General features: G+C 73.3%; 22 protein-coding genes and 1 pseudogene. 13 read left to right on the top strand and 10 right to left on the bottom strand.

Annotation, left to right across the window (positions count from 1 at the left end; genetic code table 11):
* Genes V7S47_RS00590 through V7S47_RS00580 form a run of 3 tightly spaced genes read left to right on the top strand, consistent with a single transcriptional unit; the run spans position 1 to position 2155 of the window.
* The gene (locus V7S47_RS00590) at positions 1-834 is read left to right on the top strand and encodes a UbiA family prenyltransferase (RefSeq protein WP_336559802.1); all 834 of its coding nucleotides are present in this window, start codon (positions 1-3) and stop codon (positions 832-834) included.
* A gap of 26 nt (positions 835-860) precedes the next feature.
* Positions 861-1412, top strand: a complete 552-nt coding sequence (locus tag V7S47_RS00585) for a hypothetical protein (RefSeq protein WP_336559801.1) — start codon at positions 861-863, stop codon at positions 1410-1412.
* Entirely contained in the window at positions 1412-2155 is a 744-nt protein-coding gene (locus V7S47_RS00580; RefSeq protein ID WP_336559800.1) for a phosphoglyceromutase, read from the top strand. Before V7S47_RS00585 ends, V7S47_RS00580 begins: the two co-directional genes overlap by 1 nt.
* A 157-nt stretch (positions 2156-2312) precedes the next feature.
* Here V7S47_RS00580 and phoU read toward each other — a convergent pair whose 3' ends face one another.
* Complete coding sequence (gene phoU / locus V7S47_RS00575) at positions 2313-2969, bottom strand: phosphate signaling complex protein PhoU (RefSeq protein WP_336559799.1); 657 nt, start codon at positions 2967-2969, stop codon at positions 2313-2315.
* 121 nt (positions 2970-3090) lie between these two features.
* Here phoU and V7S47_RS00570 point away from each other — a divergent pair, with 121 nt between their 5' ends.
* Together V7S47_RS00570 and V7S47_RS00565 are read left to right on the top strand one after the other, a co-directional pair.
* On the top strand, positions 3091-4248 hold the full coding sequence (locus tag V7S47_RS00570; protein WP_336559798.1) for a sensor histidine kinase: 1158 nt from the start codon (positions 3091-3093) through the stop codon (positions 4246-4248).
* Positions 4245-4922, top strand: coding sequence for a response regulator transcription factor (locus V7S47_RS00565; RefSeq protein WP_090860681.1), 678 nt, complete (start codon positions 4245-4247; stop codon positions 4920-4922). The genes V7S47_RS00570 and V7S47_RS00565 overlap by 4 nt, the downstream gene beginning before the upstream one ends.
* A 142-nt stretch (positions 4923-5064) precedes the next feature.
* Here the strand turns inward: V7S47_RS00565 and V7S47_RS00560 are convergent, their stop codons facing one another.
* Positions 5065-5679, bottom strand: coding sequence for a maleylpyruvate isomerase N-terminal domain-containing protein (locus V7S47_RS00560; RefSeq protein WP_336559797.1), 615 nt, complete (start codon positions 5677-5679; stop codon positions 5065-5067).
* Positions 5680-5771: 92 nt separating this feature from the next.
* On the opposite strand from V7S47_RS00560, the gene V7S47_RS00555 reads away from it, so the two are divergent.
* Positions 5772-6713: a DMT family transporter gene (locus tag V7S47_RS00555; RefSeq protein ID WP_336559796.1), complete on the top strand. Its 942-nt coding sequence runs from the start codon at positions 5772-5774 to the stop codon at positions 6711-6713.
* Here V7S47_RS00555 and V7S47_RS00550 read toward each other — a convergent pair whose 3' ends face one another.
* Positions 6714-8345, bottom strand: a complete 1632-nt coding sequence (locus V7S47_RS00550; protein ID WP_336559795.1) for a sensor histidine kinase — start codon at positions 8343-8345, stop codon at positions 6714-6716.
* 184 nt (positions 8346-8529) lie between these two features.
* Between V7S47_RS00550 and V7S47_RS00545 the strand changes: the two genes are divergently transcribed.
* Entirely contained in the window at positions 8530-8883 is a 354-nt protein-coding gene (locus V7S47_RS00545; protein ID WP_090860684.1) for a DUF1304 domain-containing protein, read from the top strand.
* Between the two features lie 138 nt (positions 8884-9021).
* On the opposite strand, the gene V7S47_RS00540 is transcribed toward V7S47_RS00545, so the two are convergent.
* The 3 genes from V7S47_RS00540 to V7S47_RS00530 all read right to left on the bottom strand — a co-directional run bounded on the left by V7S47_RS00540 (position 9022) and on the right by V7S47_RS00530 (position 11209).
* Positions 9022-9522: a YbjN domain-containing protein gene (locus V7S47_RS00540; protein WP_336559794.1), complete on the bottom strand. Its 501-nt coding sequence runs from the start codon at positions 9520-9522 to the stop codon at positions 9022-9024.
* Positions 9519-10778 (bottom strand): D-inositol-3-phosphate glycosyltransferase, encoded by a 1260-nt coding sequence (gene mshA, locus V7S47_RS00535; RefSeq protein WP_442945322.1) that lies wholly within the window; start codon positions 10776-10778, stop codon positions 9519-9521. The genes V7S47_RS00540 and mshA overlap by 4 nt, the downstream gene beginning before the upstream one ends.
* Before the next feature lie 68 nt (positions 10779-10846).
* The gene (locus V7S47_RS00530) at positions 10847-11209 is read right to left on the bottom strand and encodes a hypothetical protein (RefSeq protein ID WP_336559793.1); all 363 of its coding nucleotides are present in this window, start codon (positions 11207-11209) and stop codon (positions 10847-10849) included.
* 77 nt (positions 11210-11286) lie between these two features.
* On the opposite strand from V7S47_RS00530, the gene V7S47_RS00525 reads away from it, so the two are divergent.
* On the top strand, positions 11287-12033 hold the full coding sequence (locus V7S47_RS00525) for an SDR family oxidoreductase (RefSeq protein WP_336559792.1): 747 nt from the start codon (positions 11287-11289) through the stop codon (positions 12031-12033).
* Positions 12034-12348: 315 nt separating this feature from the next.
* Here V7S47_RS00525 and V7S47_RS25665 read toward each other — a convergent pair.
* Positions 12349-12807: pseudogene (locus V7S47_RS25665) on the bottom strand (phosphatase PAP2 family protein); the annotation flags it as partial.
* Between V7S47_RS25665 and V7S47_RS00515 the strand changes: the two are divergent.
* From V7S47_RS00515 to V7S47_RS00505, 3 genes are read left to right on the top strand one after another with little or no spacing between them, the layout of a single operon-like run.
* Positions 12715-13044, top strand: coding sequence for a hypothetical protein (locus tag V7S47_RS00515; RefSeq protein WP_336559790.1), 330 nt, complete (start codon positions 12715-12717; stop codon positions 13042-13044). The pseudogene V7S47_RS25665 and the gene V7S47_RS00515 sit on opposite strands and share 93 nt — an antisense overlap.
* Positions 13045-13084: 40 nt before the next feature.
* Complete coding sequence (locus tag V7S47_RS00510; RefSeq protein ID WP_336559789.1) at positions 13085-13600, top strand: TetR/AcrR family transcriptional regulator; 516 nt, start codon at positions 13085-13087, stop codon at positions 13598-13600.
* A gap of 2 nt (positions 13601-13602) precedes the next feature.
* The gene (locus V7S47_RS00505; RefSeq protein ID WP_336559788.1) at positions 13603-14298 is read left to right on the top strand and encodes an aspartate/glutamate racemase family protein; all 696 of its coding nucleotides are present in this window, start codon (positions 13603-13605) and stop codon (positions 14296-14298) included.
* On the opposite strand, the gene V7S47_RS00500 is transcribed toward V7S47_RS00505, so the two are convergent.
* From V7S47_RS00500 to V7S47_RS00490, 3 genes are read right to left on the bottom strand one after another with little or no spacing between them, the layout of a single operon-like run.
* Positions 14295-15542, bottom strand: a complete 1248-nt coding sequence (locus V7S47_RS00500; protein WP_336559787.1) for a protealysin inhibitor emfourin — start codon at positions 15540-15542, stop codon at positions 14295-14297. The two genes, V7S47_RS00505 and V7S47_RS00500, sit on opposite strands and share 4 nt — an antisense overlap.
* 48 nt (positions 15543-15590) lie before the next feature.
* A complete protein-coding gene (locus V7S47_RS00495; RefSeq protein WP_336559786.1) occupies positions 15591-16526 on the bottom strand; it encodes a hypothetical protein in 936 nt (311 codons plus the stop codon).
* A gap of 43 nt (positions 16527-16569) precedes the next feature.
* A complete protein-coding gene (locus V7S47_RS00490) occupies positions 16570-17040 on the bottom strand; it encodes a PPOX class F420-dependent oxidoreductase (protein WP_336559785.1) in 471 nt (156 codons plus the stop codon).
* 18 nt (positions 17041-17058) lie between these two features.
* On the opposite strand from V7S47_RS00490, the gene V7S47_RS00485 reads away from it, so the two are divergent.
* Together V7S47_RS00485 and typA are read left to right on the top strand one after the other, a co-directional pair.
* Positions 17059-17937 (top strand): hypothetical protein, encoded by an 879-nt coding sequence (locus V7S47_RS00485; RefSeq protein ID WP_336559784.1) that lies wholly within the window; start codon positions 17059-17061, stop codon positions 17935-17937.
* Positions 17938-18021: 84 nt separating this feature from the next.
* Complete coding sequence (gene typA, locus V7S47_RS00480; protein ID WP_090860693.1) at positions 18022-19914, top strand: translational GTPase TypA; 1893 nt, start codon at positions 18022-18024, stop codon at positions 19912-19914.
* Positions 19915-19961 lie beyond the last annotated feature (47 nt).

Below are 19961 nucleotides of genomic sequence, written 5' to 3'. Positions count from 1 at the left end.
ATGCCGACCGAGCCCGCGAGCAGCGCTGCCGACGAGCCCGTGACCACCGTGGAGCAGGTCCCGACGCCCGATCCGGCCCCCGGGTCGACGACCGGGGCGGCCCCGGCGGAGACGCCCGGGCCGAGCGCGGCCCCGTCGTACCTCACGCCGGTCCTGCTGCTCCGCGCCGCCCATCCGCGCCAGGCCCTGCTGACCGCGGTCGGCGTGGCCGCGGCCGCCGCTCTGGCCGGCCGGCCGACCCGGGAGGTGCTGGTCGTGCTGGCGACCGTGCTGGTGGGCCAGACGATCCTGGGCTGGCACAACGACATCGTCGACCGCGAGCGCGACCGGCGGCACGACCTGCCCGGCAAGCCGATCGCCCAGGGCCGGCTCGACCCCGGCACGGTCTGGTTCGCGCTGATCTGTGGCGTGCTGCTCCTCGTCCCGCTCTCGATCGCGACCGGCATCACCGCGGGCTGCCTCTACCTCGCGTCGGTGGCCATCGGGCTGCTCGGCAACCTGGTGCTCCGCGAGGGCGTCCTGTCCTGGCTGCCCTGGGCGGCGTCGTACGCCCTGCTCCCGGGCTACCTCTCGTACGGCGGTTGGGGCGGCGAGGCCGTCGGCGACCCGCCCGAGCCGGCGATGGTCGCACTGGCGGCCCTGCTCGGCGTCGGGATCCACTTCCTGCGGGCGCTGTGGGGCCTCGTCCCCGACCACGCCGACGGCTGGACCTACCTGCCGCTGCGGCTGGGGCTGCGACTCGGCGCGAGCCGGCTGCTCGCGGTCGCCTCGGTCTACACCGCGCTGGTCGTCGTCGGCCTGGCCGTGACCGGCACCTACGTGGGGCTCAGCTGAGGCTCGACGCTAGGCTGTGGCCGTTCGTGCCGCTCTCCCGTGAGGCCTCCCAGATGCTGCTCCGCCGCAAGATCGCGCTCGCCGTGTGCGCCACGGCGATCACCGCCCCCGTCCTGAGCTCCTGCGGCTTCAACTACGCCACGGACCAGCCCTACGACCCGGCCGCGGGCACGAACAACCGCGACGCGCGGGTCGACGTACTCGCCGCCGTCGTGGTGGCCGGGCAGGACGACCGTGGCACGCTCGTCGCCGGACTGGCCAACAACGACGACGAGCCGATCTCGCTGACCAGCGTCGTGGGCGAGGGCCTCACCGCCGAGTTCGACCCGATCGAGGTCCCGGCGTCCGGCTACGTCAACCTGGCCGACGAGGAGGTCCACGTCGAGGGCAGCTTCGCCGCCGGCGACGTTCTGAATCTCAGCCTCGACCTCGACAACGGCGAGTCGGTGGCCCTCGAGGTGCCGGTCGTCACCAACTGCGACGAGTTCGCGGGCTTCGACACCTCCACCGGGGAGGGCGCCGAGTCCGAGGACCCGGCGTACAGCTGCGAGTACGCCGAGCACGAGGGTGGTCACTGATGACGTCGACGCTGATCCTGCTCCGCCACGGCGAGAGCGAGTGGAACGCCAAGAACCTGTTCACCGGCTGGGTCGACGTGGCCCTGACCGACAAGGGTCGGGCCGAGGCCGCCCGCGGCGGTGAGCAGCTGTTGGCGGCCGACCTGCTCCCGGACGTCGTCCATACCTCCCTGCAGCGCCGCGCGATCAACACCGCCGCCCTCGCGCTCGACGCCGCCGACCGCCACTGGATCCCGGTCAAGCGCTCCTGGCGCCTCAACGAGCGCCACTACGGCGCCCTGCAGGGCAAGGACAAGAAGCAGACGCTGGAGCAGTACGGCGAGGAGCAGTTCATGCTCTGGCGCCGCTCCTTCGACGTACCCCCGCCGCCGCTGGCCGACGACGACGAGTTCTCCCAGGCCGGGTTCCCGCAGTACGCCGACCTCGGCGACGACCTCCCCCGCACCGAGTGCCTCAAGGACGTCATCGCGCGCTTCCTGCCGTACTGGGAGTCCGACATCGTCCCCGACCTGCGCGCCGGCAAGGTGGTGCTCGTCGCCGCCCACGGCAACAGCCTCCGCGCGCTCGTCAAGCACCTCGACGGCATCAGCGACGAGGACATCGCCGGCCTGAACATCCCCACCGGCATGCCGCTGCGCTACGAGCTCGACGACGAGCTGGTCCCGGTCGTCAAGGGCGGGACCTACCTCGACCCCGAGGCCGCTGCTGCCGCCGCCGCGGCGGTGGCCAACCAGGGTCGCTGAGCGGGCTCGGCGGGGCGCCGCAAAGTTTCATCGGCTAGCCGATGAAGCTCACGCCTGGACGATGAACCTTTGTCGTCCGGGGATGAGTTTCATCGGCTAGCCGATGAACCTTTGCGGGCCGCGGCGGCGACCCCGGAGCAGCCCGGACCAGCCCGGGTCAGGCCCCGACGGCCCGCGGGTTCTCCCCGGTGACGACGAAGACGACCCGGTTGGCGACCGAGACGGCGTGGTCGGCGATGCGCTCGTAGTAGCGGCCGAGCAGGGCGACGTCGACCGCGGCCTCGACGCCGTGGGTCCAGTCGTCGGCGAGCAGCTCGGCGAAGGAGGTACGACGGAGCCGGTCCATCTCCTCGTCGGCGCGGCCGAGGGCGATCGCGGCCTGGACGTCGCGGGCGGTGATGATCCGGGAGACCTTGGAGACCATCTCCTCGGCGACCTCGGCCATCCGGGAGACGGTGGGCCGGACCTCGTCGGGGACGGCCACGAACGGCGTCCGGAGGCGGGCGATCTTGGCGACGTGGACGGACAGGTCGCCCATCCGCTCCAGCTCGGTCACCATCCGCAGCGTGGCGACCACGACCCGCAGGTCGCCGGCCACCGGCTGCTGGAGGGAGAGCAGCTCGAACGCGGTCTCCTCGACCCGCTCGCGGGCCCGGTCGATCTCGACGTCGGCGCTGATCACCCGCTCGGCGATCTCGGCGTCGCCGGTCAGCAGGGCCTCGGTCGCGAGCCGGACCGCCTGCTCGACCTCGCCGCAGATGGTGGCGAGGTCGCCGAAGACGGAGTCGAGCTGCTCATGGAACACATCACGCATGACCAGGACCCTACGGGGCCCGAGTGACCGCACGGGGTGGACGCGTGAACGGGTGGTGAACACTCGGAAGCCGGTGCCCGGGAGGCGAACTCCAGGTGAATCCCGCCGTACTCTTGCCGCCGTGGACCCGACGATGCAGGCGTTCCTCGCCGCGGTCATCGGTGCCGTGGTGGCAGGAGGAGCCGTGCTTGCGTGGGCCGTCAGCGACCGCCAGCAGCACCAGCTCCCGGTCCACGAGGAGCCGGTCGTGCCGGCGGGCGTCGCCACCGTGCTGTCGGTGCTGCGCAGCAGCGCGGTCGTGGTCGACGACGCCGACGTGGTGCTGAAGGCCTCGGCGCCGGCGTACGCCCTGGGCCTGGTGCGCGGCACCCGCCTGGTGGCCGACGACCTCGCCGAGCTGGTCCGCCAGGTCCGCCGCGACGGCCAGATCCGCGAGACCGAGCTGGTCATGTCGCGCCCGGGCGTCCCCTCGCGTCACGTCACCGCCCGCGTCGCCCCGCTGGGCTCGCGCCTGGTCCTGGCCCTGGTCGAGGACCGCACCCGCGAGCGCCGCGTCGAGGCCGTACGCCGCGACTTCGTGGCCAACGTGAGCCACGAGCTGAAGACGCCGGTCGGCGCGATCCGGCTGCTCGCGGAGGCCATGCACGACGCGTCCGAGGATCCGGCGGCGGTCAAGCGGTTCGCCGACCGGATGCACATCGAGAGCGACCGGCTCGCCCAGCTGGTCCAGCAGATCATCGAGCTGTCGCGGCTGCAGGCCGACGATCCGCTGGAGACGCCGGCGGCGGTCGCCCTCGACGACGTCATCGCGGTCGCGGTCGACACCAGCGCCATCGACGCCGGCTCCAAGCGCATCGAGATCCTCACCGGCGGCACGCCGGGCCTGCAGGTCTACGGCAACGAGGAGCAGGTGACCGCGGCGGTCAGCAACCTGGTCGCGAACGCGGTGTCGTACTCCGAGAGCGACTCCACGGTCCTGGTCACCACCAAGGTCGACGAGGGCTCGGTCGAGATCTCGGTCGTGGACCAGGGCATCGGCATCCCGTCCGACGAGATCGACCGGATCTTCGAGCGCTTCTACCGCGTCGACCCGGCCCGCCACCGCTCCACGGGTGGCACCGGGCTCGGCCTGTCCATCGTCAAGCACGTCGCGGCCACGCACGGCGGAGAAGTCCGGGTGTGGTCAGTCGAGGGCCAGGGGTCTACGTTCACCCTGACCCTCCCCCAGTACTTCGGGGCAACCCCGAGAGAAGACACGAAGCAGGAGGAACGCCCGTGACCCGGGTACTCGTCGTCGAGGACGAAGAGAGCTACAGCGAGGCACTCGCCTACATGCTGCGCAAGGAGGGGTTCGAGGTCGCCATCGCGGCCGACGGCAACTCCGCACTGACCGAGTTCGACCGCAACGGTGCCGACATCGTGCTGCTCGACCTGATGCTGCCCGGCCTGCCCGGCACCGAGGTGTGCCGGCAGATCCGGCAGACGTCGAGCGTGCCGGTGATCATGGTCAGCGCCAAGGACGACGAGGTCGACAAGGTCGTCGGCCTCGAGCTGGGCGCCGACGACTACGTCACCAAGCCCTACTCCCCGCGCGAGCTGGTCGCCCGGATCCGCGCCGTGCTCCGCCGCGGGACCGAGCCCGACCTGGCTCCGGCCACCCTCGAGGCGGGTCCGGTGCGGATGGACGTCGAGCGGCACGTCGTGACGGTCGACGGGAACGAGCAGCGGCTGCCGCTCAAGGAGTTCGAGCTGCTGGAGATGTTCCTGCGCAACCCCGGCCGGGTGCTGACGCGCGGCCAGCTCATCGACCGGGTCTGGGGCTCCGACTACGTCGGCGACACCAAGACCCTCGACGTCCACGTGAAGCGGCTGCGGGCCAAGCTCGAGCCGGACCCGGGCGAGCCGAAGTTCCTGGTCACCGTCCGTGGCCTGGGCTACAAGCTCGACCTCTGACGACGCAGGAGTCACAGGTCGAGCGCGCCGGCGGCCCAGCCGCGCGCGAGGAACGAGCGCGGGGCGTGGGGCCGCCGGATCGAGCAGCCCCGCCGCTGAGGAACGAAGCGGCGACGGGCATGTCGAGATCTGACCTCCGACCTCACCCCAGCACCGGCAGCCGCGGGTCGTCGCTGGGCAGCCGCCCCGTGCCCCGCAGCACCGCCTCGACGTCGTCCCACGCCGCCGGCAGCGGCCCGCCGTACGACGCCTCGAGGACGCTGCGGGTGTGCGCGAGCGCTCCGGGCGGCGGGGTCGCGCCGATGTCCAGGTCGAGCAGGTGGACCGTGGCCTCGACCACCAGCGTGGAGACCAGGTCGGCGACCGTGAGCACGTGGCCCTGCGTGGTGACCAGTGCCCCGGGGTCGGCGGCCGCGGCCGCCCGCGCCGCCGCGGCCGAGGTGCTGCTCCACTGGTCGACCAGGCCGGTCGCGCCGTCGTACGCCGCGGCCGCGCGCTTCACGAACCGCGCGTGCGCCGTACCGCCGTCGCCGCGGTCGGGGTGGAACGACGCCCAGTAGGTCACCGCGTCGACGTCGGCCGGCCCGGCGGCCGGGGACGCCAGCGCCACCAGGGCGCGCTGGGCGTCGAGCAGCTGGTGGAACAGCAGCTCCCGCACGTCCCACTCGGCGGTGCGGGTACGACGCCCGAACGCCGCCTCGTCGAGCCCGGTCACCGCGGACGTGACCGCGGCCCAGCAGCCGGTGAGCAGGTCCATGAGCAGGCCCGTACCCACCGGTGGCGGGATCTCGCGCAACGGCGTCCGAAAACCGCGTGTCGACCGTCGGTGGGTGTCCCTACGCTGAGCCGGTGACGAGCACCGCGCCCTCCCCGGCCCCCACCTCTCCCCCGGCGCCCAGCGCTCCGCCCACCTGGCTCCCGGTGGCGGCGGTCGCGGTGACGCTGGTCTTCTGGGCCTCGGCGTTCGTCGCGATCCGCCACCTCGGCCAGGACTTCTCGGCCGGCGCCCTCTCGCTGGGACGGCTGCTGGTCGGCTCGCTGTGCCTGGCCGCGGTGGCGCTGCCACGCGGCCTGCCCCGCCCGAGCGGGCGGCAGTGGGTGACGATCGTGACCATCGGGGTGCTCTGGTTCGGGATCTACAACGTCGCCCTCAACGAGGGCGAGCGACGGGTCGACGCCGGCACGGCCGCGATGCTGATCCAGGTCTCCCCGGTGCTGATCGCGCTGCTCGCGACCCTCTTCCTGGGCGAGCGGTTCACGGTCTGGGTGGGCCTCGGGCTGGCCCTCGCGTTCGGGGGCGTCGCGCTGATCGGGCTGTCGACCTCCGACGGCAGCGATCGCGACCTGCTCGGCGTCGTGCTCTGCCTGATCTCGGCGGTGGTCTACTCGGTCAGCGTGGTGCTGCAGAAGCCCCTGGTCGCGCGGCTGCCGGCGGTCCAGATCACCTGGTTGGCCTGCACCGTCGGCGCGATCGTCTGCCTGCCCTTCGCGGGCCAGCTCCTCGATCAGGCCGCCGACGCACCCACGTCGTCGATCCTGTGGGTGGTCTACCTCGGGGTGTTCCCGACGGCGATCGCCTTCACGACGTACGCCTACGCCCTGCGCCACATGAGCGCCAGCAGCCTCGGGATCACCACCTACCTGGTGCCGCCGCTGACCATCGTGCTCGGCCTGCTGCTCCTCGACGAGGCGCCGCCGACGATGGCGTACGCCGGCGGCGTGCTCGCCCTGGTCGGGGTCGCGGTCGCGCGCCGCAAGCCGCGCCCGGTCGACCGGCCCGCGCCGGCGTAGCTACGACTCGCCGAGGGCCGGCGCGCCGCCGCCCGGCGGGATCCGCACGGTGACCGTCGTGCCGGCCGCGCGGTCGGAGGTGAGGACGCACTCGCCGCCGTGCGCCTCGACGACGGCGCGGACGATGGTCAGCCCGAGACCGACGCCCTGGACCGCGTCCCGGCGCGCGGAGGCGGCCCGGTAGAACGCGTCGAAGGCCCGCTCCCGCTCGTGGCCGCGCATGCCCGACCCCGTGTCGCTGACGACCAGCTCGACCCCGCCGACGGCTCGCAGCTCGACCCGGGTGGTCCCGCCCGGCGGCGTGTGCTTGAGTGCGTTGGAGAGCAGGTTCTGGACCACCAGCCCGAACAGGTGCGGGTCCAGCGAGGCGATCACCGGGTCCAGCCGGCCCTCGAGGAGCACGCCCCGGTTCTCGGCGTGCGGGGCCTGCCGCGCCAGCTCGGCGCCGACGAGGTCGGCCACCTGCACCTCGTTGCGCTCGACGACCATCCGGCCCGCCGAGCTGGCCATGAGCAGCTGGCTGATCCGCTCGGAGAGGCGGAGCGCGCTGTCGCGGACGGTGCGCACCGCGTTGCCGTGCGTCGGGTCGCCGCCCAGGTCCTCGACGAGCATGTCGAGGAAGCCGAGCATGCCGTTCAGGGGGGTCCGCAGCTCGTGGGAGAGGGTCGCGAGGAACTCCTCACGAATTCGCACCGCCTCGACCAGCTCAGTGACCTCGTCGGAGACGACGACGACGCCCAGCCGCTCGCCGTGCTGGGTCGTCACCTGACGCGCTGACATCAACGATGCGACCCGCTCGTCCTCCGGACCGGTCCACAGGAGCTCGGGGGCGAACTCCTCACCGCGCAGAGCCAACCTCAGGGGCTGCTCCTCGTAGGGAACCGCCAGCAGGCCGTCGGCCCGCCAGACCAGGCTCGCCCGGTACGACGGACCGCGGACATCGACGCCGGCGTGCGAGGCGGCCTCGACAGCCGGACGATTGGCGAAGAGCAGCTTCCCCTCGGGAGTGAAGAAGGCAACGGCGACGTGGACGCTGTCGAGGACCGCTTGGCGGATGTCGAGCTCGCGGCGCACCTGGCGCAGCAGCGCGTCCCGGTCAGCGGCCTGCTGGTCGAGCGCCTGGCGCTGACGATCCATCAGGCTGGACGACGCGAACCCGATGAAGCCCAGCGCGAGCGCGATCGCCGGCAACGCCAGGAGAGAGATCCATTCGGTGCCGACCTCGGGCAGCGTCCCGGTCCGCAGGTACCACGAGCTCGACACCAGGCAGGCGCCCAGGACAGCGCCGACCAGGCCGGCCCGGCCGAAGCAGAATCCGAGGCAGATGATCGGCACCAGGGCCGAGGTGTTGGTGCCGGCGATCCGGTCGGCGGTCTCGGAGCGGGTGGAGGCGATCGCCACGATGTCGAGGACCGGCACCAGGTACAGCCAACGGACCGGCATCCACAGCGCGACCACCGAGACCACGAGGACCAGACCCGAGCCGAGCAGCACGCCGGCGCTGAGGAGCACGTCCGGAGCGGCGAGCGCCAGGGAGACGTCGAGCGCGATCGTGAGCACGAGGACCGGGAGCTGCCAGGCCAGGCACCACGAGCGTCGTTCAGCCAGGCTCAGGTCGAACAGCCGGTCCACGCGGTCATCTCCTGCTGGCTCGCTCACGAGGTCGTCGATCCCGGGCGCCTCGAGCGGCCCTTCCGATACGGGACGAAACGATAATTGGGTCAGCCCCCTCTTTTCCCGGGCATCGCGGATTCCATCCAGCCGTCTAGATCGGTTTCTGGGCCGATCGGACCGGGAGACCTGCCATGCTCAGCGGGTGAACGTCGTCGCGAGCGTCCTGGTCGGCCTGGTGGCCGCACTGCACCTCTACTTCCTGGTCCTCGAGATGTTCCTGTGGACCAAGCCCCTGGGTCGTCGTACCTTCGGCAACGACGTGGAGTTCGCCGAGGCGAGCAAGGTGCTGGCCGCCAACCAGGGCCTCTACAACGGCTTCCTGGTCGCCGGCCTGGTGTGGGGACTGGTCGCGGACCGCACGGACGTGCAGGTGTTCTTCCTGGGCTGCGTCGTCGTCGCCGGGGTGTACGGCGCCCTCACGGTCAGCGCTCGCATCCTGCTGGTGCAGGCGCTACCGGCCGCCGTCGCTCTCCTAGCCGTGGCGATCGACTCCTAGCCGGCTGAGCGACACCAGGCACGCACGCCGGCTGCGTTGCCGCCGCTCGTCAGACAACCCCGGTATGCCTATGCGACGGCGCCTTGCCTGCGCACGCGCCTGATGACGCTCAGCTCGACCAGGACTCGACCGACACGGCTAGCCGTCGGGCTCGCCGCCTGACTCCAGCCAGCCGCGGAACGCCTCGAGGTTCTTCGTGGGCTCGCCGCGCAGCTTGCGCCACTCCCACTCCTTGCGGATCGAGGAGGCGAAGCCGAGCTCGAGGATCGCGTTGAACGACTCGTCGGCGTAGGTGAGCACCGAGCCGAGGATCCGGTCGAGCTCGTCGGGCGTGACCGCCGCGAGCGGCAGTCGCGCGTCGAGGTAGATGTCGCCGAGCCGGTCGACCGCGAAGGAGACGGCGTACATCCTCAGGTTGCGCTCGAGGAGCCAGCGGTAGACCCGCTCGTGGTTCTCGTCGGGCTTGCGGCAGACGAACGCGTGCACCCCGAGGGCGTGCTCCCCCAGGTCGAGGCGTACGGCGGTCTGCAGCTTCTTCTCGCCCGGCAGCGAGAGTGAGAAGAGGCCGGGAGCGGTCTCCTCGTGCTCGATCCCCGCGTCGGCGAGGTGGTCGCGGACGACCTGCGCCAGGTCCGTCATCCGACCGACTCGCGCATCGCGAGCCGGGCCCGCTCGTAGACCTCGAGCGTGCGCGCGGCGGTGGCCTCCCACGAGAACTGGCGGGCCTGCTCCAGCGCGCCCGCCTCCAGGCGCACGCGCAGCCCGGGGTCGTCGACGATCCGACCCAGGGCGCTGGCCCAGTCCTCGGCGTCGTGGCCGTCGACCAGGAGCCCGCTGTGCCGGTCGCGGACGACGGTCGTCAGGCCGCCGACGGCCGCCGCGACGACGGGGGTCCCGGCGGCCTGCGCCTCGGCGGCCACCAGCCCGAACGACTCGTTGTACGACGGGACGGCGACCGCGGTGGCCGCGGCGTACCAGCGGGCCAGGTCGGCCTGGCTCACCGGCGGCACGAACCGGACGACGTCGTCCAGGCCCAGCTCGCCGGCCAGCGCGGCCAGCGACTCGGGCCGGTCCAGGCCGCTGCCGGACGGCCCGCCGACGACGGGTACGACGAGCCGGCCGCGCAGGCCCGGTGAGCGCTCCAGCAGCACCGCCACGGCCCGCAGCAGCACGTCGGGCCCCTTCAGCGGCTGGATCCGCCCGGCGAAGAGCAGCACGTCGGCGTCGGCGGGCAGGCCCAGCTCCGCCCGGGTCGCGGCCCGGTCGAGCGGGCGGAAGAGCCCGAGGTCGACGCCGGGGTGCACGACCTCGACGCGGGCCGGGTCGGCGTCGTACAGCCCGACGAGCTGGCGGGCCTCGAGGTCGGTGTTGGCGATCAGCATGTCGGCGGCCTCGACGACCTGCTCCTCGCCGATGATCCGCGCGGACGGCTCGGGGGTGTCGCCGTCGGCGAGCGCGGCGTTCTTGACCTTGGCCATGGTGTGCATCGAGTGCACGAGCGGCACGCCCCAGCGGTCGCGGGCCAGCGCGCCCACCTGGCCCGAGAGCCAGTAGTGGGAGTGCACGGCGTCGTAGTAGCCGACCGGGCGGGAGGCCTCGGCGCGCAGCACCTCGCGGGCGAAGACGCACAGCTGGCCCGGCAGCTCGGCCTTGGTCAGGCCCTCGAACGGGCCCGCGTGCACGTGGTGGACGGCGACGCCGTCGACGGCCGACACCACCGGCTCCAGCGCCGAGCTGGTGGCTCGCGTGAAGATGTCGATCTCGATGCCCTGCGCGGCTAGCCGCTTGGCCAGCTCGATGACGTAGACGTTCATGCCGCCCGCGTCGCCCGTGCCGGGCTGGTCGAGCGGGGAGGTGTGCAGGCTGATCATGGCCAGTCGCCGGACCTGTCCCACGTCGTCCCCCTCTCCTGCTGATGCTCCAGGACCGCAACCACGCCGGGTCCCCGTCGATTCCCTGACGCTCAGGCGGCGTGCGTCCCGAGCCGGGACCGGCGCCGCGCGCGCCTCAGCAGGGGTACCCAGACCAGCACCGCCAGCACGCCCAGGATCCCGTCGACCCGGACCTCGTCGCCCGCCTCGTGCAGCACCATCAGCACGGCCCACGCCAGCACCGGGAAACACACCGCCACCAGCACCCGCAGCCAGGCCGCCCCGGCCAGCCCCGCCCCGGCACCGGCGAGCCCGATCGCCAGCAGCGCCAGGCCCGCGCCGTACGTCGACCCGACGACGGTCTCGCTCGTCCCCTGCGCGTCGAGGACCCAGCGCAGCACCCAGGCCAGCCCGCCCAGCGTCCCGCAGAGACGGGCCAGGGTGCGCGGGTCCATGCAGGGTCCTCCGATCGGGTGGTGCGCGACGACGGGCCAGTGTGCCATCGGCCGGCGCGGCCGACCAGAATGACGCCATGACCTCTCGTCGTACCGCCGTCGTGACCGGGGCCAGCAGCGGGATCGGGGCGGCCACCGCCCGCGCCCTGGCCGCCCAGGGCTTCCACGTCTACTGCGCCGCCCGCCGCGAGGACCGGGTGACCGGGCTGGCCGCCGAGATCGGAGGGACGCCGGTCGTGTGCGACGTGACGTCCGAGGAGTCGGTCGCCGCGCTCGCCGCGACCGTGGGCGACCGCCTCGACGTCCTGGTCAACAACGCCGGCGGCGCGTTCGGCGGGTCGCCGGTCGCGGCGGCCGACAGCGACGAGTGGCGCCGGATGTACGAGGTCAACGTGATCGGGCTGATGCAGGTCACCCGGGCGCTGCTGCCCGCCCTGCTCGCCAGCGGTGCCGGCGCGATCCTGAACGTCGGCTCGACCGCCGGCCGGATCGCCTACGAGGGCGGCGCCGGCTACACCGCGGCCAAGCACGGCACCCAGGTCGTCACCGAGACCCTGCGCCTGGAGCTGTGGGACCAGCCGGTGCGGGTCATGGAGATCGCGCCCGGGATGGTGAAGACCGACGAGTTCGCCCTGGTCCGGTTCGAGGGTGACCAGGAGAAGGCCGACGCGGTGTACGCCGGCGTCGCCGAGCCGCTCACCGCCGAGGACGTCGCCGACGCGATCTCCTGGATGGTGACCCGCCCCCCGCACGTGAACATCGACGAGCTCGTGCTCCGTCCCCGCGCCCAGGCCGCCCAGCACAAGGTGCATCGCCAGCCCTGAGCCTGCGGAGGGCCGACGCGGTGAAGGCGCCGCATCCGCACAGCCTCGAGTCAGCAGAAGTGGCGGGGGGGGGCCCCCCCCCCCCGGGGGGGGGGGGGGCCCCCCCCGCGGCGGCCGCGGCCCCGGGGGGGGGCCCCCCCCCCCCGCCCCCGCGCGACACATTCGGGGGGGGCCCGTCACCCCCCCTGTCGGGCCGCCGCCCCCCACCACTGCTGCTGACCCGGCGCGAGGTCGGGGGCACCGGACCCGGGCCATCAGCGCCAGCGCGCCGAGCACGATCGCCGTACCGGCGGCGGCGTCGAGCCAGTAGTGGTTGGCGGTCACCACGACGACCAGCAGCGTGACGATCGGGTGCAGCACCCACAGCCAGCGCAGGCGGGACCGCCCGGTGCGCACCAGGACGACGGCCAGCAGCACGGCCCAGCCGACGTGCAGGCTGGGCATGGCGGCGTACTCGTTGGCGAGCTCGGAGACCGGCGAACCGCCGTACGCGCTGTTGCCGCCGACGGCTCCGGTGTCGATCATGCCGAGGCCGGCGAGCAGCCGCGGCGGCGTCATCGGGACCCAGATGTGCACGAGCATCGCGACGGCGGTCGCGAGCACCAGCGACCGGCGGGCCCAGCGGTAGCCCGGTCGGTGGCGCGCGTAGAGCCAGACCAGGACGCCGACGGTGATCGGGAAGTGCAGCAGGTAGTAGCGGTCAGCCAGGCCGACGAGGTGCGGGACGCCGAGCGCCCACTGCTGGAGCGCGGCCTCGGCCGGCAGCCGGAGCACACCCTCGGCGTCGAGCAGCGAGCGGGCGTGGTCGTCGGCGGTGTGCAGGCGACCCTTCGCGACGAGGCGGCCGAGGTTGTAGAGGCCGAAGAGGGCCAGCACCAGGGCCGTCTCCGCGACCGCCGGCAGCAGGGTCGAGCGGATGCCCCGCCCCGGGGCCGTCACCGGGCGCAGCGGGACGTTGAGCACGGCGCATATATTACATGTGTAAGTTATTGTCGTCCGATGGGGGCGTGAGAGGGTGAGGCCCGTGGGGACCCCGAGCACGGACGCGCGCGTGACCCGCAGCCGTGCCGCCCTGGTCGAGGCCGTCGAGGACGTCCTCGACGAAGGCCTCTGGGGCGAGCTGACGATCCGGGGCCTGTGCACCCGGGCCGGGATCAGCCGGCCGACCTTCTACCAGCACTTCTCCTCCCCCGAGGACCTGCTCGGCGCGACCATCCGGCACCGGCTCGACCAGGCCCGCGCGGGCGTCTGCAGCACCGCCGACGTGCCCGAGGTGCTCGCGGCCGCGCTGGCCCGGCTCGACGGCGAGCGGCAGGAGTACGCCTGCCTCGCCGCGCACCCGACCGTCTACGCCCAGGTCCAGGCCGCCTTCCAGGACTGGCTCGAGGGCCGGCTGCGGGAGCGCTACCCCGACGCCGGCGAGGTCGCCGTCTCGTACGTCGTGGGCGGGGTCGCCCGGGTGACGGGTCAGTGGCTCGCCGCCGAGTCCGGCCGACCCTCCCCCGAGGACCTGGCCCGCACCCTCTGGATCCTCAACCGCACCGTGCTCGAGATGACAGACTGCTGAGCGTGCAGACCATCGGACTCGTGGGCGGGCTGAGCTGGGAGAGCTCGGCGGCCTACTACGAAGCCCTCAACCGTGGCGTCGAGCAGCGGGTGAGCCCGCTGAGCTCGGCCCGGACGGTCCTCTCCTCCGTGGACTTCGCGGAGGTGACCGCGCTGCAGGAGGCCGAGCGCTGGGACGACGTCGCCGCCCTGCTCACCACCGCCGCCCAGGGGGTCGAGCGCGCCGGCGCCGACTTCCTGCTGCTGTGCACCACGACGTTCCACCTGGTCGCCGACCAGGTGGCCGAGGCGGTCGGGATCCCGCTGCTCCACCTCGCCGACGTGCTCGCCGACGCCGCCGACGAGGCGGGCGTCCGGTCGATCGGCTTCGTCGGCACCACCTTCGCCATGTCACGACCGTTCTTCACCGACCGGCTGGCGGCCCGCGGGCTGACCGTGCGCGTGCCGGACCCCTCCCGCCACGACGAGGTCAACCGGATCATCTACGACGAGCTCGTCCACGGGCGGGTCGAGACCGCCTCGCGGCGCACCGTCGTCTCGGTGATCGAGGAGTTGTGGGACGCCGGCGCCGGCGGGGTGGTGCTCGGCTGCACCGAGCTGGAGCTGCTCATCCGGCAGGCGGACGTCGACGTACCCGTCTTCCCGGCGACCACCCTGCACGTGGCGGCGGCCCTCGACCGGGCGCTGGCCGCGGACTAGGCGTCCAGCAGGAGCTGGGCCAGGCGGCGCAGCTCGGGGGTGAGCCCCTGCTCCGGCACCCGCGCGGTGCCGCCGGGGAGGTCGAACTCGTAGACGAACATGTCGGGCCGCGGCGCGCCGCCGGGGACCGCCCCCAGGTCGACCCGGCCGAGCAGGTCGCGCACCTCGGCGCACCGCGCGTCGGACGAGTCCAGGTCGAGCCGGCCGGCGGCCGTCCGCCCCGCGAACCCGCCGGTACGACGGACCGCGGCGACCGGTCCCGAGGCCGTCACCCCGACCCCGGCCCAGGCCGCGCGGACCGCGTCGGCGTGCTCGCCCGCAGCGGCGACGGTGGCCGCCGCGAAGGAGGCGAAGTCGGCCCGCGGATCGACCCGGCCGCCGGTGAGCGCGTCGTACCAGATCCGGCCGGCGCCCTCCCAGGTGCGACCGCCGATCGCGGTCGCGGCCAGCTGGAAAGCCCGGTTGGGGATCCCGGAGTTCACGTGCACGCCGCCGTTGTCGTCGGTCGTCTCCACGTAGTCGTCGAGGTGGCCCGGCTGGGGGTCCTGCCCGAGCAGCGGATCGTCGTAGGCGGTGCCGGGTGCGGCCATGTCGCGCAGCCCCCGGGCCGCCACCCCCGGGAGGAAGAGCCCGACCCCGATCAGCCAGTCGGCCCGGTCGGCGGTCTGGTCGAGCAGCCGCTGGCGCAGGCAGGCGGCGAAGACGTCGGAGACCGACTCGTTGAGCGCCCCCGATTGGCCCTCGTAGACCAGGCCGGCCGTGTGCTCGGTGACGGCGTGGGCGAGCTCGTGGCCGAGCACGTCGACCGGCTTGGTGAACCGGTCGAAGACCCGGCCGTCGCCGTCGCCGAAGACCAGCTGGCGGCCGTCCCAGAACGCGTTGGCGTAGCCCTCGCCGTAGTGGACGGTCAGCGAGACCGGCGCTCCCTCCCCGTCGTACGACGACCGCCCGTAGACCTCGGCGAAGAGCGCGAGCGCCGCCGCCACCCCGTCCGCCGCCTCGTCGACCGCGGCGTCGCCCGTGGCGGCCTGCCCGGCCGCGCGCACCGGGTCGCCCGGGAGCGCGGTGGCCCCGCCGGCGTCGTACACCGTCCAGGGCGCTACGCCGGTGTCTGGGGGGAACGGCGCGGCGGCCCGCAACGAGCGGATCCGCCCGTCCTCCACCAGGGTCAGCCGGTAGGGCGCCGGGCCGACGGTGTCGGCGAGCCGGCGGAGCAGGTAGGGCGGCAGGAAGGAGCACCTCATGGCTCCACCCTCCGCTCGACCACCGACAGCGGCAAGGCCGTCGACGGCTCAGGACAGGAAGCGGACCCGCACCCAGCCGCTGCGGTTGCCGAGCCGGTCGGTGAACCGGACCCGCTCCAGGACCGACCGGTCCCAGCTGACGACCGTGCGGCCCAGGCGGTGGGCCCGACGGACCGTGCCGTTGCGCCGGGCGGTCTCGAACGAGGCGACGCCGGCCCCCACATCGCGCGCCCGGGTCCGCAGCACCCAGCCGCCGCGGCGGTTGCTCCAGCGCGCGTGCGCCTTGGTCACCCGGGGCGGGCTGACGTCGTACCGGAGGACGTCGGAGACGGTGGTCGGCGCGGTGGCGCCGGGGAAGCGCACGTAGATGCGCTGCGGCGTGCCGTCCGGGAGGTCGGCGAGCGTCCAGCGATAGGTGCAGCGCGCGTCGAGCCGGCGCCGCTGGGCGCCCCAGAACTCGGGGTTGCTCGCGATCTCGACCGCGGTGGTGCCGGCCGGCGTCGCGACCCGGATCGCGACGGTGCGGCGCCGGGTCCACAGGACACCCCCGGCCGCCTGCACGTACGGCGTGCCGGTGCAGGCGGTGCTCGGCGCCGGCGGAGCGGACGGGGTCCGCGGCGGGGCGGTGACGGTGACCGGCGAGGAGCTGGCGGTCGACACGCCGCCCGGGTTCTCCGCGCGCACGGTGCAGACGACGACGGCACCGACGTCCGCGCTCCGCACGACGTACGACGCGCCCTCCCCGAGCGGGGTCGCTCCGGTCCGCCAGGCGGTGGTCAGGGTCGGCTCGTCGAGCCAGGTCCCGGGCGAGCAGCGCAGCGTCCCGCCCGGCCGGGCCGGGCCGGTGATGGCGGGCGGGAGGACGTTCTCGGGCGGGTCGGTCTCCGGGTCGGCCTGCGCCGCGGGCGCGACGAGGAGGGCAGCGGCCACCAGGCCTGCCGCAGCCGCGCCGACCGCGCGGCGGATCCCCCCGAATCCGAACACCGATCCAGGGTAAGCCGGGCGCACCGGCCGCGAGGGCTGCTGTCTAGGCCGGGGCGCGGTCCGGCGGGAAGCCGCCGGTGGCGATCGGGCCCCACGAGTCGACCGAGATCCGCAGCAGCGACTTGCCCTGGCGACGCATCGCCGCGCGGTAGTCGTCCCAGTCGGGGTGCTCGCCGGAGATGCAGCGGAAGTACTCGACCAGCCCGTCCTCGGCGGCCGGGTCCGGCATGTCGAGGACCTCGGCGGTGCCGTCGAGCTGCACCCAGGCGTCGTCCCACTCGTCGGAGAGGACCAGCACGGTGGCGGCCGGTCGGCGGCGCAGGTTGGTCACCTTGGCGCGGTCGGGGTACGTCGACACGACGACCCGCCCGTCGGCGTCGACCCCGCCGGTGACCGGCGAGACCTGCGGCGAGCCGTCCTGCTTGGTGGTCACCAGCAGCATCCGGTGCCGGGGCCGGACGAACTCCAGCAGCTGGTCGCGGTCGACGCGGTCCTTCGTGGCGATCCGGGGCATGTCCTCCACCATAGGAGCGTGAAGGTGACGGTGGACCGGGACAGCGTGGCCATGGGCGACGACACGGAGTCGCACGAGCGCACGCTCGACGTCCCCGGCGAGACGACGCTGGGTGCCTTCCTGGCGCACCTGACGCCCGGCGTCTCCGTGGCCGGATCGGCCACGTGGGTGGTGCGCCTCGGCGGCCGCGGCGGCGACTGGGTCGGCATGTACGACGGCCAGATGCGCGTGCTGCGCGAGGCCGAGCGGACCCTGGCCGACCTCGGCGCGACCGGGATCTACTTCGACTACTGGGCCGGGGCGCCGGCCGAGCTGCTGCTGGAGTCGCTAGCCGCGGGCCGGCTGCCGGCGAAGGACGCGCTGCAGCGCGAGGGCTGGCGCCGTGGCTGGCAGGCCGAGGACGACCGGGCCCGCGCGAAGGCCGCGACCACCACCCGGCGGCTGCTCAGCGCGGAGGCGGTCGCGGCCGTGGCCGCACTGGGCGGGCGGATCGAGGTGCACGCGCCGTCGTACTGCCGGCTGGTGGGGGCGGACGGCACGACGTACGTCGTCACCGCCGACCAGCACTGGTCCCGCGTCTCGACGGTCGACGAGGCCGGCGACCGGCGGGGGCTGGGCACCTTCCGACCGCCGGGACCGCTCGCGGAGACCACCCTGGTCGCCCGCCTGGGCGCGACCTGGCGGGCGACCCGGGGGCTGGACCCGGTCGAGCCGCCGCGGCACCGCACCACGGTGAGCCGCTCCGGTGGGATCTGGCGCTGGACGTTCACCGACGGCGGCGTCGAGCACGAGGGCCGCTACTGGCCGGACGGGACGCTGGCCGCGGCCCTCGCGCCGTACGCGCGGCTCGAGGTGCCCGAGATCACGGCGCTGTTCACCGCCGGCGACGCTCGCTGAATCGGCGGGAGCGACGCGGCGCCGGTAGACTCGACGAGGCCCGCTCGGGTCCTCGTACCCCACCGGAAGTGACGTCGTACCGCCATGTCTGGAAACACCCAGCGCACTGACCTCCGCAACGTCGCCATCGTCGCGCACGTCGACCACGGCAAGACCACCCTCGTCGACGCGATGCTGCGCCAGGCCGGCGCGTTCACCGCGCACCAGGCCGAGAGCGTCGCCGAGCGCGTGATGGACTCCGGTGACCTCGAGCGCGAGAAGGGCATCACGATCCTCGCGAAGAACACCGCGGTGCACTACGAGGGTCCGGCCGGCGGCGGCCAGCCGATGGTCATCAACATCATCGACACCCCCGGCCACGCCGACTTCGGTGGCGAGGTCGAGCGCGGCCTGTCCATGGTCGACGGCATCGTGCTCCTGGTCGACGCGTCCGAGGGCCCGCTCCCCCAGACCCGCTTCGTGCTGCGCAAGGCGCTCAACGCCGACATGCCGGTGATCCTGGTCGTCAACAAGACCGACCGTGGCGACGCCCGGATCTCCGAGGTCGTCGACGAGACCTACGAGCTCTTCATGGACCTGCTCGACGAGTCGCACAGCCAGGACGCGCTCGACTTCCCGGTCGTCTACGCCTCGGGTCGCGCCGGCATCGCCAGCCTGACCGCGCCCGAGAACGGCACCATGCCGGAGGGCAGCGACCTCGAGCCGCTGTTCAAGACGATCCTCGAGACGATCCCTGCGCCGACGTACGACGAGGGTGCGCCGCTGCAGGCCCACGTCACCAACCTCGACTCCTCGCCGTTCCTCGGTCGCCTGGCGCTGCTGCGCATCAAGCAGGGCAACCTGAAGAAGGGCCAGACGGTCGCCTGGATCCGCCGCGACGGCGAGGTCAAGAACGTCCGGATCACCGAGCTCCTCGTCACCGAGGGCCTCGAGCGCAAGCCCGGCGAGTCGGCCGGCCCCGGCGACATCGTCGCCATCGCCGGCATCCCCGACATCACCATCGGCGAGACCCTCGCCGACGTCGAGAACCCGGTCGCGCTGCCGCTCATCCACGTCGACGAGCCGGCCATCTCGATGACCATCGGCACCAACACCTCGCCGCTGGTCGGCAAGGTCAAGGGCGGCAAGGTCACGGCCCGCCTGGTCAAGGACCGCCTCGACAGCGAGCTGATCGGCAACGTCTCGCTGCGCATCCTCCCGACCGAGCGCCCCGACGCCTGGGAGGTGCAGGGCCGCGGCGAGCTGGCGCTGGCCATCCTGGTCGAGCAGATGCGCCGCGAGGGCTTCGAGCTGACCGTCGGCAAGCCCCAGGTGGTCACCAAGGAGGTGAACGGCAAGGTCCACGAGCCGTTCGAGCGCCTGACCATCGACGCCCCCGAGGAGTACCTCGGCACGATCACCGAGCTGCTCGCCTCCCGCAAGGGCCGCATGGAGCAGATGACCAACCACGGCACCGGCTGGGTGCGCATGGAGTTCCTGGTCCCCGCCCGTGGCCTGATCGGCTTCCGCACCCAGTTCCTCACCGACACCCGCGGCACCGGCATCGCGCACGGCATCTCCGAGGGCTACGAGCCGTGGGCCGGCGAGATCCGCTCGCGGACCAACGGCTCCCTGGTCGCGGACCGCAAGGGCGCGGCGACGGCGTACGCCATGACGTCGCTGCAGGAGCGCGGCGTGATGTTCGTCGAGCCGACCACCGAGGTCTACGAGGGCATGATCGTCGGCGAGAACTCCCGCGCCGACGACATGGACGTCAACATCACCAAGGAGAAGCAGCAGACCAACATCCGGTCCGCCACCTCCGACAACTTCGAGAAGCTGATCCCGCCGCGCAAGCTGAGCCTGGAGCAGTGCCTGGAGTTCTGCCGCGACGACGAGTGCGTCGAGGTCACCCCCGAGTCGGTCCGCATCCGCAAGGTCGTCCTCGACCAGAACGAGCGCGCCAAGATGGCCAGCCGGGCCCGCAAGTCCAAGTAGTCCCCAAGCAATCCCGCCGAGTCGGCGTGAGTTCACTGCCGAGTCGG

Origin of the sequence: Nocardioides sp. CCNWLW216, assembly GCF_037120545.1 — a bacterium.
In the GTDB taxonomy this organism is placed as follows: domain Bacteria; phylum Actinomycetota; class Actinomycetes; order Propionibacteriales; family Nocardioidaceae; genus Nocardioides; species Nocardioides lianchengensis.
The sequence above is the reverse complement of the archived record's forward strand: the minus strand, read 5'-3'. Positions and strand labels throughout refer to the sequence as shown.

Bases quoted from the DNA above. Each gene is read 5' to 3' on its own strand.
- V7S47_RS00590 (WP_336559802.1), top strand. From the start codon at position 1: ATGCCGACCGAGCCCGCGAGCAGCGCTGCCGACGAGCCCGTGACCACC.
- V7S47_RS00580 (WP_336559800.1), top strand. From the start codon at position 1,412: ATGACGTCGACGCTGATCCTGCTCCGCCACGGCGAGAGCGAGTGGAAC.
- phoU (WP_336559799.1), bottom strand. From the start codon at position 2,969: ATGCGTGATGTGTTCCATGAGCAGCTCGACTCCGTCTTCGGCGACCTC.
- V7S47_RS00560 (WP_336559797.1), bottom strand. From the start codon at position 5,679: ATGGACCTGCTCACCGGCTGCTGGGCCGCGGTCACGTCCGCGGTGACC.
- V7S47_RS00540 (WP_336559794.1), bottom strand. From the start codon at position 9,522: ATGACGGACCTGGCGCAGGTCGTCCGCGACCACCTCGCCGACGCGGGG.
- V7S47_RS00530 (WP_336559793.1), bottom strand. From the start codon at position 11,209: ATGGACCCGCGCACCCTGGCCCGTCTCTGCGGGACGCTGGGCGGGCTG.
- V7S47_RS00525 (WP_336559792.1), top strand. From the start codon at position 11,287: ATGACCTCTCGTCGTACCGCCGTCGTGACCGGGGCCAGCAGCGGGATC.
- V7S47_RS00500 (WP_336559787.1), bottom strand. From the start codon at position 15,542: ATGAGGTGCTCCTTCCTGCCGCCCTACCTGCTCCGCCGGCTCGCCGAC.
- V7S47_RS00490 (WP_336559785.1), bottom strand. From the start codon at position 17,040: ATGCCCCGGATCGCCACGAAGGACCGCGTCGACCGCGACCAGCTGCTG.
- typA (WP_090860693.1), top strand. From the start codon at position 18,022: ATGTCTGGAAACACCCAGCGCACTGACCTCCGCAACGTCGCCATCGTC.